Annotated in this window: 11 protein-coding genes; 5 read left to right on the top strand and 6 right to left on the bottom strand. The window is 72.5% G+C overall.

Translation table 11 applies throughout. The annotated features are described in order from the left end of the window. Positions 1–127: 127 nt before the first annotated feature. Together WMF33_RS49685 and WMF33_RS49680 are read left to right on the top strand one after the other, a co-directional pair. Complete coding sequence (locus tag WMF33_RS49685) at positions 128–1,270, top strand: acyl-CoA dehydrogenase family protein (protein WP_437335127.1); 1,143 nt, start codon at positions 128–130, stop codon at positions 1,268–1,270. A gap of 243 nt (positions 1,271–1,513) precedes the next feature. Next, complete coding sequence (locus tag WMF33_RS49680; protein WP_437335126.1) at positions 1,514–2,704, top strand: glycosyltransferase; 1,191 nt, start codon at positions 1,514–1,516, stop codon at positions 2,702–2,704. Between the two features lie 24 nt (positions 2,705–2,728). On the opposite strand, the gene chrA is transcribed toward WMF33_RS49680, so the two are convergent. The 3 genes from chrA to WMF33_RS49665 form a co-directional block, all read right to left on the bottom strand. Beyond that, entirely contained in the window at positions 2,729–3,916 is a 1,188-nt protein-coding gene (gene chrA / locus WMF33_RS49675; RefSeq protein WP_437335125.1) for a chromate efflux transporter, read from the bottom strand. Positions 3,917–4,040: 124 nt separating this feature from the next. Then, positions 4,041–6,212 (bottom strand): VWA domain-containing protein, encoded by a 2,172-nt coding sequence (locus WMF33_RS49670; RefSeq protein WP_437335124.1) that lies wholly within the window; start codon positions 6,210–6,212, stop codon positions 4,041–4,043. A 234-nt stretch (positions 6,213–6,446) separates the two neighbouring features. After that, complete coding sequence (locus WMF33_RS49665) at positions 6,447–6,641, bottom strand: DUF5522 domain-containing protein (RefSeq protein WP_080682678.1); 195 nt, start codon at positions 6,639–6,641, stop codon at positions 6,447–6,449. 140 nt (positions 6,642–6,781) lie between these two features. Here WMF33_RS49665 and WMF33_RS49660 point away from each other — a divergent pair, with 140 nt between their 5' ends. Continuing rightward, the gene (locus tag WMF33_RS49660; RefSeq protein ID WP_437335123.1) at positions 6,782–8,728 is read left to right on the top strand and encodes a hypothetical protein; all 1,947 of its coding nucleotides are present in this window, start codon (positions 6,782–6,784) and stop codon (positions 8,726–8,728) included. Positions 8,729–8,786: 58 nt separating this feature from the next. Here the strand turns inward: WMF33_RS49660 and efp are convergent, their stop codons facing one another. Continuing rightward, positions 8,787–9,350, bottom strand: coding sequence for an elongation factor P (gene efp, locus WMF33_RS49655; RefSeq protein ID WP_020742258.1), 564 nt, complete (start codon positions 9,348–9,350; stop codon positions 8,787–8,789). A 185-nt stretch (positions 9,351–9,535) separates the two neighbouring features. Here efp and WMF33_RS49650 point away from each other — a divergent pair, with 185 nt between their 5' ends. Beyond that, positions 9,536–10,396: a tetratricopeptide repeat protein gene (locus WMF33_RS49650; protein WP_020742257.1), complete on the top strand. Its 861-nt coding sequence runs from the start codon at positions 9,536–9,538 to the stop codon at positions 10,394–10,396. A gap of 57 nt (positions 10,397–10,453) precedes the next feature. Here the strand turns inward: WMF33_RS49650 and WMF33_RS49645 are convergent, their stop codons facing one another. Together WMF33_RS49645 and htpG are read right to left on the bottom strand one after the other, a co-directional pair. After that, positions 10,454–11,476 carry a hypothetical protein gene (locus tag WMF33_RS49645; protein WP_437335122.1) on the bottom strand — a complete coding sequence of 341 codons (1,023 nt, stop codon included), beginning with the start codon at positions 11,474–11,476 and terminating at the stop codon, positions 10,454–10,456. Between the two features lie 78 nt (positions 11,477–11,554). Next, complete coding sequence (gene htpG / locus WMF33_RS49640) at positions 11,555–13,552, bottom strand: molecular chaperone HtpG (protein WP_437335121.1); 1,998 nt, start codon at positions 13,550–13,552, stop codon at positions 11,555–11,557. Between the two features lie 417 nt (positions 13,553–13,969). Between htpG and WMF33_RS49635 the strand changes: the two genes are divergently transcribed. Next, complete coding sequence (locus tag WMF33_RS49635; RefSeq protein ID WP_437335120.1) at positions 13,970–15,049, top strand: hypothetical protein; 1,080 nt, start codon at positions 13,970–13,972, stop codon at positions 15,047–15,049. The last annotated feature ends 117 nt before the right edge of the window (positions 15,050–15,166 follow it).

Genomic DNA, 15,166 nt, shown 5'->3' with positions numbered 1-15,166 from the left:
CCAGCGTTTCATACACGGCCCTTTCGAGACGGTCCGCCCGAGGACGAAGCGAATCGCGTGCCACGCCGTCGCGGTCGCGCGCTCCCGCGTGCTACGTTCGGCGGTGATGAGCGCGTCATCCTCCGCCATGGAAAGCGACCTGGAAAACCCGACGGAAGAGCACCGAATGCTGCGGCAGATGGTGCGGGATTTCGCCCGTGAGGTCGTCGAGCCGCAGGCCGACGAGCACGACCGGAGCGCCAGCCTCAACGTCCCCCTGATGCAGCGGCTGGGCGAGCTCGGCCTGCTCGGCGTGACCGTGCCCTCCGAGTACGGGGGCGCGGGCATGGACGCGGTCGCCGCCGTGATCGTCCACCACGAGCTCGCGAAGAGCGATCCCGGGTTCACGCTCGCGTATCTCGCCCACGCGATGCTGTTCGTGAACAACTTCTTCCACGCCGGGAGCGACGAGCAGCGCGCGCGGTACCTGCCGAAGGTGCTCTCCGGCGAGTGGATCGGCGCGATGGGCATGACCGAGCCCACGAGCGGGACAGACGTGCTCGGCATGAAGACGTTCGCCCGGCGCGACGGGGATCGGTACATCCTGAAGGGGCGCAAGGCGCTCATCACGAACGCCCCCGAGGCCCAGATCTTCCTGGTCTATGCGACCATCGAGGGCAGGATCACGACCTTCGTGGTGGAGCGCGGGTTCCCCGGGTTCTCGACCGACGAGAAGACGCCGAAGATGGGGATGCGCGCCAGCACGATGAGCGAGCTCATCTTCGACGACTGCGTCGTGCCCGCCCGGAACGTCCTCGGCCAGGAGGGCGGCGGGATCCGCAACATGATGAGGAACCTGGAGCTCGAGCGCCTCACCCTGGCTGCCATGAGCCTCGGAATCGCGGATCGCTGTCTGGACATCATGATCCAGTACGCCGGAGAGCGGAGGAGCTTCGGCAAGCCCATCGCCGAGCACGGGCAGATCCAGCGCTACATCGCGGAGAGCTACGCCAAGACCGAGGCGGCGCGCGCCCTCATCTACTCGGTGGCGCGCAGCGTCAGCCCCGACCGGAGAAACCGCCTCGGGACGGACGCGGCGAAGCTCTTCGCAGCGCCGGTGGGCAAGGAGGTGGCCGACAACGCCATGCAGGTGCTCGGCGGCTGGGGGTACTGCACCGAGTACAAGGTGGAGCGGTTCTTCCGGGACGCCAAGCTGCTCGAGATCGGCGGCGGCACGCTCGAGTCCCATCAAAAGAACATCACGCGAGAGCTGATCGGCCGCATCACCTGACGTCGCACGTCACACGTCGCACGCCGCGCGGCCCCGCTCGCCCGGCGCCGGCGCGCGTGCGTCGGAGGCGGATCCCCGGGCGAAGGGCGATGTCGCCGGTGGCGGTCGGGGCGTATCGTGCCGAGTCGCCGTCGGGCGGCGCGGGGGCGATGAGCTCCTGTCACGCCCTGGTCGCGAAAAGGCAGCGCTGGGTTTGCGGTCCGGCCATCGAGACGCCACGCGCCTCGTTCAGCATCGTCATCCATGGATTGGGGAGCACTGGCGACGGTCGCGCCGACGGCGCTGTCATCTACCATCTATGCGACGCTCCAGGCCTCGTTCCTCTTGAGGATCGCCCGGCACCGCCTCGAAGCGGCGCGCGGCGCGCCGCGGCCGCTCGCGGCGACCCCGGTCGTCAGCATCCTCAAGCCTGTCGCGGGCGTCGATGACGAGCTCGCCAGCAACCTCGACTCCTTCGCCCGCCTCGATTACCCCTGTTACGAGCTCGTCTTCGGCGTCGCCTCGCGCGAGGACCCGGCGGTGCCGGTGATCCAGGCCTTCATCGAGGCGCACCCCGAGGTGAAGGCGCGGCTCTGCGTGACGGACCCGGGCGAGGCGTTGAACCCGAAGGTGGCGCAGCTCCTCGAGCTCACGCGCAGGGCGGAGGGCAGCGTCCTCGTCATCTCGGACGCGAACGTGCGTGTTCGCCCGGACTACCTCCGCGCGCTCCTGTCGCGCTTGATGCGGCCCGGCGTGGGGCTCGTCTCGAGCCTCGTCGCGGGCACGGGGGAGCGCACGCTCGGCGCGGTGGTCGAGAACGCGCAGCTCGGGGCGTTCATCGCGCCCGGGATCGTCGCCGCCGCGGAGCTCGCGGGGCGGTCGATCAGCGTGGGCAAGTCGATGGCGATGCGGCGGGCCGATCTCGAGCGGGTCGGCGGGTTCGAGAGCGTGGCCAGCGTGCTGGCGGAGGACGACGTGCTCGGGCAGCGCTTCAGCGCGCGCGGGTTCGTGGTCGATCTCTGCCTGGATCCGATCGAGAACCGCAACACCAGCTGCTCGCTGATGCGCACGCTGGATCGGCACACCCGCTGGGCGAAGATGCGGCGCGCGCTCGTCCCGCGCTGCTTCGCGGTGGAGCCGTTCAACGCGCCGCTGCTCATCGCCTGGCTGACATTGCTGCTCAGCCCGACGCGCCTCGCCCTGGAGGTCTGGCTGTTCGCCTGGGCGCTGCAGAGCCTTGGGACGTTCCTGGCCCTGAGGGCGCTGCGGCCGGCGCGCTCCAACCTGGCGCTGGTCCTGGCGGAGCCGCTGCGGACGCTGTGCTGGTTCTTCTGCTGGCTGAACGCCTATTCCAACCGGCGGGTCGCCTGGCGGGGGAACGCGTTCTACATCGGGGCCGGGTCGGAGCTGGTGGCCGCAGAGGAGCCGGCTTCGATGCGATCGCCGGCCCGGTGAGGCGCGGAAGACACGCCAACCGCTCTAGAGGTGCACGGACAGAACGCCGATGGCGGCGCCGGCCACGATGAGCCATAGCGAGCTCACGCGGTACCGGACGAGGAGGAGCGCCGCGGCGAGGGCCAGGGCGCCGGTGAGCCAGTCGACCACGGCGGCGCGGGCGAGGCGGTAGGAGACGACCGCCATCAGCGCGAGCGACGCCGCGTTCACGCCGTCCAGGAAGGCCGAGGCCACGGCGGAGCGGCGGACGCGGGGGATCAGCGGGCCGCTCAGCGCGACGAAGAAGAACGCCGGGAGGAAGATGCCCAGCGTGGCGACCAGGGCGCCCGGGCCACCGCCCAGGAAATACCCGATGAACGTCGCCGTCGTGAAGACGGGGCCGGGCGTCACCTGGCCGACCGCCACCGCGTCGAGCAGCTGCGCCTCGGTCATCCAGCCGTATCGCTCGACGAGATCCGCGCGAAGAAACGCGAGGAGCACATAGCCGCTCCCGAAGAGGACCGAACCCACCTTGAGAAAGAACAGGAACAGCGGCAGGAGCCCGAACGGCACCCCCGCGGCCGCGGCCGTCGCGGCGCCGCCGGCGAGCGGGACGACGAGGCCCGCCACGCCGGGCGACGAGCCCCGAGGGCGCCCGGCCGCGAGCCGGAACGCCACCGCGAGCGCGCCGGCGCCGGCCAGGAGCGCGAGCTCGTGGACGCCGAGCAGGCTCGCGCCCGCGCAGAGCGCCGCGAGGCCCGCCGAGAGCTTCGAGCGCAGGCCGGCGCGGCCGAGACCCCAGAGCGCCTGGACCACCACCGCGATGATCACCGGCTTCACCCCGTAGAGGAGCGCCGACATCTCCGGCACGGCGCCGAACCGGACATACCCCCACGCAAAGCCGAGCGTGATGAGCGCCGCCGGAACGATGAAGCACGCCCCGGCCACGAGCAGCCCCGCCCACCCGGCCCGGCGGTGCCCGATGTGGATCGCGAGCTCGGTCGAGCTGGGTCCCGGGATCAGGTTCGTCGCACCGTAGAGATCGAGGAAGTCCTCGCGCGTCATCCAGCCGCGCCGGCGGACCACCTCGTCCTCCATCATCGCGACGTGGGCCGCAGGGCCGCCGAACGCCGTGGCGCCCAGCCGGAAGAAGAGCCGCGCGAGCTCCCAGAGCGCCGCGCCCCGGGCCTCGCCGGGCGCCGGGGCCCCCCCGCTGACCGAGCTTTCGCCCATGACCGTGCGGCCGTGTGTACCAGAAGCGGGCCCCGGAAGGGCTACCAAAGGCCTCGAGGGGCCGCCGCCAGGGCAGCCCCCCTCCGCGGCTCCGGGCGCCCGCCGGCGGGCGCCCGCTCGCCCTTCATTCGATGGGGAGCTCCGGGATCTCCGGCGGGACGAGGAAGAAGATCTTGCGGGTGCTCAGCGTGGTCACGCCGTCGCCGGTGACGACGATGTTCGCCGTGAAGACCTGCGGCTCCGTCGTCGGGGGCACCGAGACGTTGATCTTCGGGAGCACGTCGAAGCAGACCGTCGGCCCCGGGAACACGTTGGCGAACGTGTCCGCGACGCTGTCGCGGTTCTTGTCCACGACCCTGAGGCCGGAGGTGCAGGGCTCCGGCGCCAGGTTGTTCGCGATGATCCTGTCGATGAACGCGCTCACGGCGTCGACCGTGTCGGTCTCGTCGTCCTCCGCCGCCGCCGAGATGTCGAGCGTGACGTAGGTCGTGAGCACCTTGATCGCCTGCACGACGGCCAGGTTCAGGCCGGTGCCGCTGCTGGAGGTCTGGAACACGAGCGGGCACTTGCCGTTCGCCGCCGCCACGCCCCTGCCGTTCTCGCCGGTGCAGCACTGGCCGACCGCGCAGCTCGGCGGGCGCATGCCCTCAGGCCCCCACGCCGTCGGCGGAACCACCGAGCCCGTCGCCAGCGCGCCGGCCGTCAGATCGGCCTTCGCCTCGCTCCCGTCGGACGTCGCCACCATGCCGATGAGGCGGCCGCCCAAGCCGGTCACCGCGCTCAGCGCCTGCTGGTAGTTCGGGGACTCGATCCTCGAGTAGCCGTACCCCGGAATCGTCCCGTTGTGGCTCGGCACGTCGGTGATCATCACCACGATGGGCAGCGAGCCGGTGCGGAAGCCCACGCCGCCGATCGTGCCGACCGACTCGCCCGGCGGGATCTCGCCCGGCGGCGCGGTCGCCGCGTCGAACGCCGGCACGCTCGAGCGTCCCTCGTCCGTGCCCCGCCCGCTGGCGATCTGGAAGAGCGCCTCCCAGCCGCTCTCCGGCTCGTCGTTGCCGCCCGAGGCCGAGAGCTCGTCCACCGCTTCCTGCACCGACTCCCGCCCCTCCGGCGTGAGCACGCTCATCACCCGGTGCTCCAGGTAGAACGGCTGGTCGGCGGAGCCGCCGTACGGGTCGGTCGGGAAGTCCTTGTAGTGGGTCACCCCGATACCGATGCTCGGGATCTCCTCGGCGAGCACATCGATCATGTCCTGGAGCGCGCCCTGCAGGTTCCTGATGGAGCCGCTCATCGATCCCGTGGTGTCCATCGCGAACACCACGTCGGCCTGCGAGATGTTGGTCGAGAAGTCGAGCGTGTCCTGCGCCGGGCTCGGATCGTCCCGGTACGGCACGATGAACACGAAGTCCCCGTTGGCCTGCGGGTTGTCCAGGTCGTCGTTCGGGTTCGTGCCGGCGGACACCTCGATGAGGTCGCTCACGCCGTCCTCGTCCGTGTCCTCGCTCGCGGTGCTGGACTCGAGCGGATCGAGCACGCCGTCGCAGTTGACGTCCTCGAGCTTGTCGAGCAGCCCGTCGTTGTCGCTGTCCAGATCGAGGAAATCGCCCGCGCCGTCGTTGTCGCTGTCGATGGGCGGCTTCGTGATCTCGCCCTCGCCCCGCTCGGCCGCGTCGGGCCGGCAGTCGCCGTCCGAGTCGAGATCGCGGAACGCCGGGATCCTGTCGCTGTCGGCGTCGATCTCTCGCTCGAACCGATCGAGGATGCCGTCGTTGTCGGAGTCGGTGTCGCGGAAATCAGGCCACCTGTCGCCGTCGGTGTTCACCGGGTCGAGCGGGTCCGGCCCCAGCTCGTCCCTGTCGAAGAGGCCGTCGGCGTCGTCGTCGACGTCGGCGTAATCGGCCGTGCCGTCGTCGTCGCGGTCGCCGTCGCCCTCCTCTTCGTCGGGGATCCCGTTGCCGTCGGAGTCCTCGTCGCGGAAATCCGGCACGCCGTCGCCGTCGCTGTCGGGAAGCGCGGTTTGCCCCGTGGGGATGGCGCCCTCGAGCTTATCGGGCAGCCCGTCGCCGTCGGAGTCGGCGTCCTCGAAATCGGGCACGCCGTCGCTGTCCGTGTCGATCTCCTCGTCGCGCCCCTCGTCCGCGTCGCTGATGCCGTCCTTATCCGTGTCCTCGATCGCCGGCACCTCATCGACCGGCGGCTGCGGCTGCGGGGCTTTGTCGTTCGACGCCGCGGTGCATCCGACCGGCACGGAGAGCAAAAGGCAGTAGAGCAGAGGACGAAAACTACGACGCATAGAGACTCCTGCGCGAGTGGGTGCGAAAGCCTAGACGCTCCGCACAACCCGGACAACCGGCATTCCATCGCGCCATCGCGCGCGCGTGCTCCCGACCCCATCGACAGCCCAGGGGACTGCGGCGCACTGGCCACCGCGATCGGCGGCACAGCAGCGGCCGCCCGTCGCCTCATGCGCCGACAACGGAACGCCGCGGGCTCCTTCGCTGCCTTCCGCCGCGGGCGCTCGATCGCTTCAGGGAAGTTTCAGGCGAGGTACCGTGATGGTTACCGACTCCGCCGGCGCGCTCTCACGGTAAGGGCAATGACGACATTTCGAGTTGCAGCAGTATCCCCGCTTCAGGTGATACTCCGCTGTGAAAACCACCCGGCCGCCCTCGAGGTAATAGTCTTCGCCTTCGATGGCCTTAGGAGGTTTCGGCCCGCGCATCTGCCCTCGATCAAGCTACTCCGAAACGCGTACCGGCGCCATCCGCCCCCGGGGCGCGGCGGGGCCGCGACGCCCGGCCGCCGCCCGTGCTACGCCTGCCCCGCCCGCCGCGCGCCGGTGCTCGGGCGGGTCCGCTCGCGATGCCCGATCGATCCTGCCCGAAGCTCCTCCGCGCCCTGCTCCCGCTCCTCGCCGCGACCGGCTGCGACGGCTGCCCGAGCTCCAAGCCCTACACCCCCTACACGCTCGGCTCGGCGGCGCCCTCCGGCTCCCCGCCCCCGCTGAGCGCCGTCGCCCCCGCCGCGCCGGACGCGGGCCCCGACGCCGACGCTCCGGACGCCGCCGCGCCCCGGTTCGCGGCCGTGCCGAGCGTCCCGGCGCCCGAAGGCGGCAAGCGGTGGCCCCTCGACGGCGGCGCCGTGGCCGCCGCGCCGACCGGGCGCACCTTCGAGACCGGCCTCCTGCTCGACCTCGACGGCGACGGCGCGCGCGATCTCGTCGCCTGGGCGCGGGCGCCCGACGGCCTGCGCGGCGAGCTCCTGCTCGCGCCCGCCGCGCGGCCGCAGGCGCCGCGCACGCTCGCCGCCCTCCCCGGCGATCTCGCCGCGCAGGGGTGCACGCCGCGCGTGGGCCTCAGCCAGATCGGCCCCGCGACGCTCGCCCTCGATTTCGCGCCGCAGTGCCCCGATCAGCAGCGCGCCGCCGGCGCGGGCGCCACGCGCTGGATCGCCGTGATCCGCCTCCCCGGCCCCGCCGCGGGTGCGGGCGCGGCGCCGGAGCTCGCCCTGGAGCTCCGCCTCCGCACGCCGCCGCCCGACGAGGCGCTCTCCGCCTCCCTCGAGGTCGCCGACCGCGACGCCGACGGCCGCGACGACCTCGTCGTCTCCGTCGGCCTCGCCGGCGCGCTGCGCCCGTTCCCGGCGCCGGCGGGCGCCGCCGCCGCCGGCCTCGGCGCCCCACTGGTCTTCCTCGATCGCCCCGCGGGCCTGTCGCGCGACGCGGCCCAGCCCGGCGAGGCGCTGCGCGCGCTCGCCGCCGCCCTGCTCCGCGACGCGCGCGGCAAGGCCACCGCGCCGGCCGTGGCCGCCTCCGCCCAGCGGCTGCGCCGGCTCCACGCCGCCCTCTGCGCCGACGCCGCGGGCGGCGGCGGCGCGGTCGCCGGCCGCGACGCCACGCGCGCCGGCGAGGCCCTCGTCTGGACGGGCGCGGGCCCGGTGCGGTGCGGCGAGCCGGGGCTCGCGGCGGCGATCGATCACGCCGAGGCGGTCGCGGCGTCGACGCGCGGGGCGCCGCTCGCGGCCGTCGCGGCGCTCGACCGCGGCGGCGCCGAGGCGCGCGGCAAGGACGAGGGCAAGCTGCTCGCGAAGCTCGCGCCGCCGGCCACCGCGACCGCCGTGTACCGCACCGCCGCGGCCCCCCAGCCGACCCGGCCCGGCGCCTTCGGCCCGCTCGCGTTCGAGGCGAGCGGCGCCCTGCTCGTCCGCACCGCGCAGGGCGTCGTCCGCGTCGACCCCGCGGCGTCGACCGAGGCCGTGACGGACATCCCCCCCTGGCCCGCCGCCGTCCACGCCGGGCCCGCGGAGCTCGTCGCCGTCGAGCGGCGCTGCGACGCGCCCACGCTGCTCGCGCTCTTCCGCAGCTCGCCCGAGGCCGTCGGCGAGATGGAGGTCCCGCTCCCGCTGCTCCGCGGCCAGGGGCCCCGCGCACGGCCGGGCGCGGCCCCGCCCGAGCGCTGCGCCGGGACCGAGCGGCTGCCGTTCTCTCCGCTCGCCGCGTCCGAGGGCGGCTTCGACATCGCCCTCGGCGCCGCGCTCGTCTCGATCGACCTGCGCGCCGCGGCGCCGACCGCGTCCGCGCTGTCGTTCCCGCTCGCCACGCCCGCCCCGCGGGGCGCGGCGCGGTCGCCGGACGGCGCGACGCTCGCGGTCCCCGCCGCCGGCGGGCTGCTCGTGGCGACCGCCGGCGGCGCCGCGCGCCTCTGGTCGGGCGGCGACCTCGCGCAGGCGACGGCGTGCGCGCCGGCCAACGGGGGGGCGCGCGTCGCGTGCGTCGTCGGCGCGGCGGCGGTGATCTTCGAGGCGAGGTGACCCCCGCGGCCGAGGCCGGGGGTCACCCCCGCGGCCGAGGCCCGGGGTCAACCGGGGCTCAGCCCTTGTTGACGCGCTCCAGGTACTTGCCGTCGGTCGTGTCGATCTTGATCCACTCGCCCTCCTTCACGAAGAGCGGGACGTTGACGGTCGCGCCGGTCGACACCGTGGCGGGCTTCGTGGCGCCGCTCGCCGTGTCGCCCTTCACGCCCGGCTCGCTGCTCACGATCTGGAGCACCACGTGCGGGGGCATGCTGACGCCGATCGGCTGCCCGTTGAACAGGGTCACGTCGATCGACATCCCGTCGCTCAGCCACTGGGAATCGTCGCCGATCTTCTCGCCGGGGACCGTGAGCTGCTCGCCGGTCGCCGGGTCCATGAACACGTAGTCCGTGCCCTCGGGATAAATGTACTGGAGGCTGCGCTCTTCCACGTCCGCGGGCTCCAGCTTCTCGCCGGATTTGTACGTGCGCTCGAGCACCGCGCCGGTCGCCATGTTCCGGATCTTGACGCGGGTGAAGGCCTGCCCCTTTCCCGGCTTGACGAACTGGAAGTCGATGACCGAGTAGGGCTGGCCGTCGACCATCATCTTGAGGCCTTTTCGGATGTCGCTTGTGTCCATGGGCAGAGCTTCCTGGTAGCGTAAGGGCGGCCTGTCGGCGAGGCCGGGGATCCGCGTCAGCGTCCCCCTTGCGCGGCCCGCGAGTCCGCGTTAGCGGCCTCCCGGGCGCGGTTCGGGGGCCCGCGTCGCGGCCCCCTTAGCACGAGCGCGGCCTCCTGCACAGGGCGCGGTTTCAGGACTTGAAAATGCACGACTTCGACGACGAGCTCCGGGAGATCAAGCGTGAGATCGTGGAATCCCGTGGGCTCATCATCAAGACGAACAACCTCACGAACGCCCTCGCCGCGGACCTGAAGAGCATCTCCAAGCGCCAGATGGCGTACGAGCGGCGCGCCTTCTGGAACAGCGCGAGCGCGAACCTCCTCTTCGTGATCGTGGTCATCGGCGTCGTCAAGCTCGCCTGGGACGCGCGCGTCGACGCCGTCCAGGCCGAGACGAAGGGCGCCCGGGACCGCATCGCGAAGCACGAGGCGGATCTCAAGGAGATGCAGCAGCGGAGCGACGCGCGGGCCAAGGCCGAGAGCGACGCCGCGGCGTTCTACGAGCTCATCCGTGCCGAGCGGCGGCAGGAGGTGATCGAGGGGTTCGAGGCGCTGCGCAAGGCGCCGCTCACCCGCGCCGAGCTCGCCTTCTTCACCGACTCGGTCGACAAGGCGCGCTCGGAGCTGTCGATCAAATCGTACCAGACGGGCCTCGATCACATGCGGACGGGCCGCTGGCACGAGGCCGCGGTCGCCTTCGAGGACGCGATCCGCCAGAAGGAGACGGCGTCGCACACCCCGTCGGCCCGCCTCAACCTGGCGCGCGCCTACCGCAGGCTGAACCGCCAGCGCGACGCGATCCCGCTGCTCATGACGCTCTCCGAGGCGTCGCCCGACCGCGAGGTCATGGACGACGCGACCTTCCTCCTCGCCGAGTGCCTCCTCGACATCCAGGCCTGGAACGACGCGAAGACGACGCTGCGGTCGTTCATCCGCCGCTTCCCGGACAGCGCCTACATCAACGACGCGCGCCTCGCGCTGGCCGACGTCTCGCTCCGGCACTGACGCGCGCCGCCGCGCGTTGCCGCGCGGCAACGCGCGGCGCAGCGTGGGCCGCTCGCCTCAGGACGGGGGGCGCACGTCGATCTTCCGCGGCTCGTCCTTGTCCTCGAACCAGCTGGATCGGAGCGAGCGGCGGAGGCCCGACGCGAACAGGCAGTCGCGGAACGCGTTCTGCTGGAAGGTCACCGCGCTGTGCGCGAGCGGGGCCTCAATGAAGATCGCGCGGCCGTCCACGAGCTGCTTGCGCGTGAGCTCGCCCGGGCGGCGCTCGTGGAGGCAGGCGACGCCCTTCGCCTCGAGGGCGCGCTCGAGCTCGAGGTTGAGCCGCCGCGGGTCGCCCGCGACGAAGTGGCTGATGAGCTTGTGCCGGTCCCGCCCCGACCTGTCCTTCCGCTCGAGCACCCAGTCGCGGAACGCGTCGACCTCCCCGTAGAGGGCGTCGAACAGGTACACCTCGCTCACCTCGCAGCCGCCGTGGCGGAGGCACGCGGCCGCGACGCGGTAGCCGCCCGAGTGCGCCGACAGGCAGAGCCTCCCGAGCTTCGCCTTCCGCGGGGCGGCGCGGTCGCCGAGCGCCCGCCGCGCCGCGGGGCCCGCGAGCACCGCCGCGAGCTCGCCGCACAGCCGCCGGAGCCCGCCCTGCTGCCCCAGCTGGCCCGGGGGCGACTCGGCGGCGTTCACCGCGCCCTGCGGCACGACGAGCACCGCGTTCTGCTTGCTCTCGTGGAGCTGCTCGCGGAGCTTGTGCGCCGCGATGGCCCGCTCCGCGGTCGTGACGTGACCGTGGAAGTGGATCACGAGGTCGAGCTCGCCGCTCTCCGGCGCGCGGTAATGGTCCGGCACGAAGACCAGCACCGTCGCGTCCCGGTACGGGGCGCCGGCGCAGGGGAACGGCGCGTGCGACAGCTCGAGCTTCAGCGTCACGCCGATGTCCGAGTCGTCGACGCGCCTGACCTTCGAGGCGCCCCCGGCGAGCGCCGGCGCCGGCCGGAAGAGCCCCGGCGCGGCGACGGCGCCGCCCGCGGCGCCGAGCGCATGGAGAAAGGTCCGACGGCTGAGCGGGGGTGCTGCGAAGCGGGACATCCTGGCGACCTCGTCCGATGCCGCCTCCGCGCGTATCCCAGCCGCCCGATCCGGGCCAAGAAACCGCCGCGCGGCCGATCAGGCCTGGTTGCTGACCGCGGCGGAGCTGACTTGCGCGAGCAGGTCCTGGATGCGCCGGACGAGCTGCGCCGGCTCCTGCACCACGCCCTCGACGAGGAGGGCCTGGTCGAGGAGGAGCTCGGACCACTGCTTCACCCGCTCCGAGCCGGGCTCGCGCCCCGCGAGGATGTTGAGGTTCTTCACCACCGGGTGGCTCGGGTTGAGCTCCAGGATCCGCTTCGACTCCTCGGTGCTCTGGTCGATGAGCTTCATGATCCGCTCGAGGTTCGCCCCTGGGTCGCCCTCGGCCGCGACGAGGCAGCTCGCGCTGTCGGTGAGGCGGCGCGAGACGCGCACGTCCTTCACCCGGTCGCCGAGCGCCGCCTTGACCGCCGCCACGGCGGCGTCCACGGCCTCCTCCGGCTGGTCCTTCTTCTCCGGCTCGCTGCCGAGGTCGACGTCGCCGTGCGTCACGCTCTTGAGGCGGCGCTTGTCGAACTCGTTCAGCGCCTTCACCAGCCACTCGTCGACCGGATCCACGAGGAACAGCACGTCGTAGCCGCGCTTGCGGAACGCCTCGAGGTGCGGGCTCTGCTCCACCGCGCGGCGGCCGAGGCCGGTCACGTAATAGATCTCCTTCTGCTGCTCCGGCATCTTCTCCACGTAGTCGCGGAGCGAGATGAGCTTGCCCGCCTCCGTGTTCATCGACTCGAAGCGGCAGAGCTCGGCGATCGCGTCCTTGTTCTTCCAGTCGTTCGTGACCCCTTCCTTGACGACCCGGCCGAACTCCCTCCAGAAGGTCGCGTAGCGCTCGGGATCCGACTCGGAGAGGTCCTTCAGCGACTTGAGCACCTGCTTGACGATCTGCTGCTCGATCTGCGAGAGCGTGCGGTTCTCCTGGAGCATCTCGCGCGAGACGTTCAGCGACAGATCCTCGGAGTCGACGACGCCGCGCAGGAAGCGCAGGTACATCGGCGTGAGCTTGTCGCACTCCTCGACGATGAGGACCCGCTTCGCGTAGAGGCGCACCGCCCTGCGGTCCTTGTGGAACATGTCCGGCGGCGCCTTCTCGGGCACGTAGAGCAGGGCGTGGAACTGCACCGGCGCGTCGATCGACAGGTGCACCGTGAGCAGCGGCTTCTCCCCCTCGTAGCCGCCGGTCACGTGCCGGAAGAACTCCGCGTGCTGCTCCTCGGTGATCTGCGACTTCGGCAGCGTCCAGAGCGCGGCCGAGCGGTTCGCGACCTCGTCGTTCACCTTGATGGGGAAATGGACGAAATCGGAGTACTTGCGGATGATCTCCTTGATCCGCCACGCCTTCGTGTACTCGCGCGCGTCGTCCTTGAGGTGGAGGACGATCTTCGTGCCGGGGTGCTCGCGGTCGCCCGGCGCCACGGTGAAGGAGCCGGCGCCGGACGAGCGCCACAGGACGGGCTCGGCGCCGGGCAGCATCGAGCGGGTCTGCACGTCGACGCGCGAGGCGACCATGAACGCGGCGTAGAAGCCGACGCCGAACTGGCCGATGAGCTGGAGCTTGCCGCCGTCCTTCTGCTTCATCGCGGCCTCGGCGTTGGCCCTCAGGAACTCCAGCGACCCCGAGCGGGCGATGGTGCCGAGGTTCTGCACCACCTCGTCGCGGGTCATCCCGACGCCGTTGTCCTCGATGGTGAGGGTCCGGGCCGCGTCGTCGAGCGTGATGAGGATCGCGGGCTCGCCGACCTGCTCGGCGGCCCCTTCGCGCGTGAGGGCCAGGAAGCGGGCCTTGTCGAGGGCGTCCGACGCGTTCGAGATGAGCTCGCGCAGGAAGACCTCCTGGTTCGCGTAGAGCGAGTTGATGACCAGCGCGAGGACCTGCTGCACCTCGGCCTGGAAGGGGAGCTCGACGGCGCCGGCGGCCTTGGCCTCCTCGGACGTGGGCGACGCGGTCGACGCGGGCGGCTGGCCCGGCGCCGCGCCCGAGGGCTCGGCAGAGGGCGCGGCGCCGCTGGTTTCGGGGTTCTGGCTTTCCGTGTTCATCTCGGCGACCAAATGGATCCGATTTTCGAAAGGGCAATCCCCCGCCGCGCAGCAGAGCGACGCGCGGGCCGCGCCGCGGGGCGATCGCCGCGCTCGATGCGCCGCCCTCCCGCGGCGATGCGCGGCGCCAGGGTGGCTCACCCGCGGCGACGCGCGCTGCCAGGGTGGGGGCTCACGCGTTCACGGGTGCGTTCACGGGTCGACACCTGACCCGAGGTCGGACGCCGCGGGCCGGGTCCTCACGTTCAGGTCGCCGGGCCCGCGATCCCTGCATCCTCGCTCGGTTTTTCCGGAGGGTAAGGGTTTCGTCAGGAGGGCGGCGGCGCTAGATTCACCCGGGTTGCACCCTCGCCGTCGGGGAGATCCGTTGTGGTAGCACTTCTCCGTGCAGTAGTCCGTGTTCTCCCGGTAATCGGGGTGCTGGCGCTCGCGGGGTGCGGCGATCGGGGCAAGGCGGCGGGCAACGAGGACATGAAGCGTCCGCCCGCTCTGCTCCAGTTCGAGGGCTACGTCTACGTCCCGACCGACACGAGCGATTTCAAGATCCTCGAGCGCGTGCGGGCGCAGACGCGCTCGGTGTTCACCGGGCTGCGGCGGTCCCGGGTGATGGTGAGCCGGCGCGAGGTCCAGGGCGCGACCACGGACCGCTTCCTCAAGGAGGCCGTGACCGTCGTCGACGCCGCGGGGCAGCGCAACCTCGCGCTCCGCGTGCGCTACCGCTTCGTCGCCCGGCCGGAGGTCGCCAACGGCATCGACGATCGCAAGGAGCTCGCGCTCGCGGTCCTGCACCGGGAGGACGACGCCGTCGCGGAGCGCGTGCTCCGGGAGTGCACGGCGAACCAGGATGCGAGGAAGGGGGGCGCCAGCGCCGTCGGCCTCGACTTCGATCCGTCCCTCCCGGGCTGCAAGGCGGCGATCGACGCGGAGCAGGCGGCGATCGACGCCGCGCGCGCGAAGGTGCCCGAGCTCGCCGGGGCGCCCGCGTCGGTCAAGGACACCGTGGTCCCGGCCGAGGAGGTGCGGCGCGTGTACCTCCCGACCCGGGTGACGGTCGAGCTCCGCGCCCGCAGGCCCGGCGAGGTCGCGCCGCGCTACGCCCCGGTGGACCGCCCGGAGGATCCGGAGCAGGACGCGCGGGTCGCGACGGCGGAGCCTCGCGGCGGCGAGGGCTCGGAGGCGCTCGAGCCGGCGGCGGTGATCGTCGATCCGGATCTCGCGACGCGGCGGACGCCCGAGGAGCAGGCGCTGGCGGCCGAGGGCGCCCTGCTGCCGAAGCTGCCCGGGGCGGTCGGCACGAGCGTCGAGATGGGCGGGAGGCGGCTGCCCGAGGTCGTCGCTCCCGCGACGGCGCAGGCGCAGCAGCGCAAGGTGGAGCCCACGAACGAGCGCTTCGAGATCCCGCTCGAGACGCTGGCCGATCCGAAGTTCATTGTCGTGTGGCTGAGCCTCCTGATGGCGTATCCGATCCTCCGGGGCGATCCGCGGAAGCGGCGCTGACGCGGCGTCGCCGGGCGTGGAAGCGGCGCCGCCGGGCGTGAGAGCGGCGCTGCCGCGCGTGGAAGCGGCGCTGCCGCGCGTGGAAGCGGCGCTGCCGCGCGTGGAAGCGGCGCTGCC

Origin of the sequence: Sorangium sp. So ce394 (genome assembly GCF_051474665.1) — a bacterium.
GTDB lineage: Bacteria > Myxococcota_A > Polyangia > Polyangiales > Polyangiaceae > Sorangium > Sorangium cellulosum_D.
The sequence above is the reverse complement of the archived record's forward strand: the minus strand, read 5'-3'. Positions and strand labels throughout refer to the sequence as shown.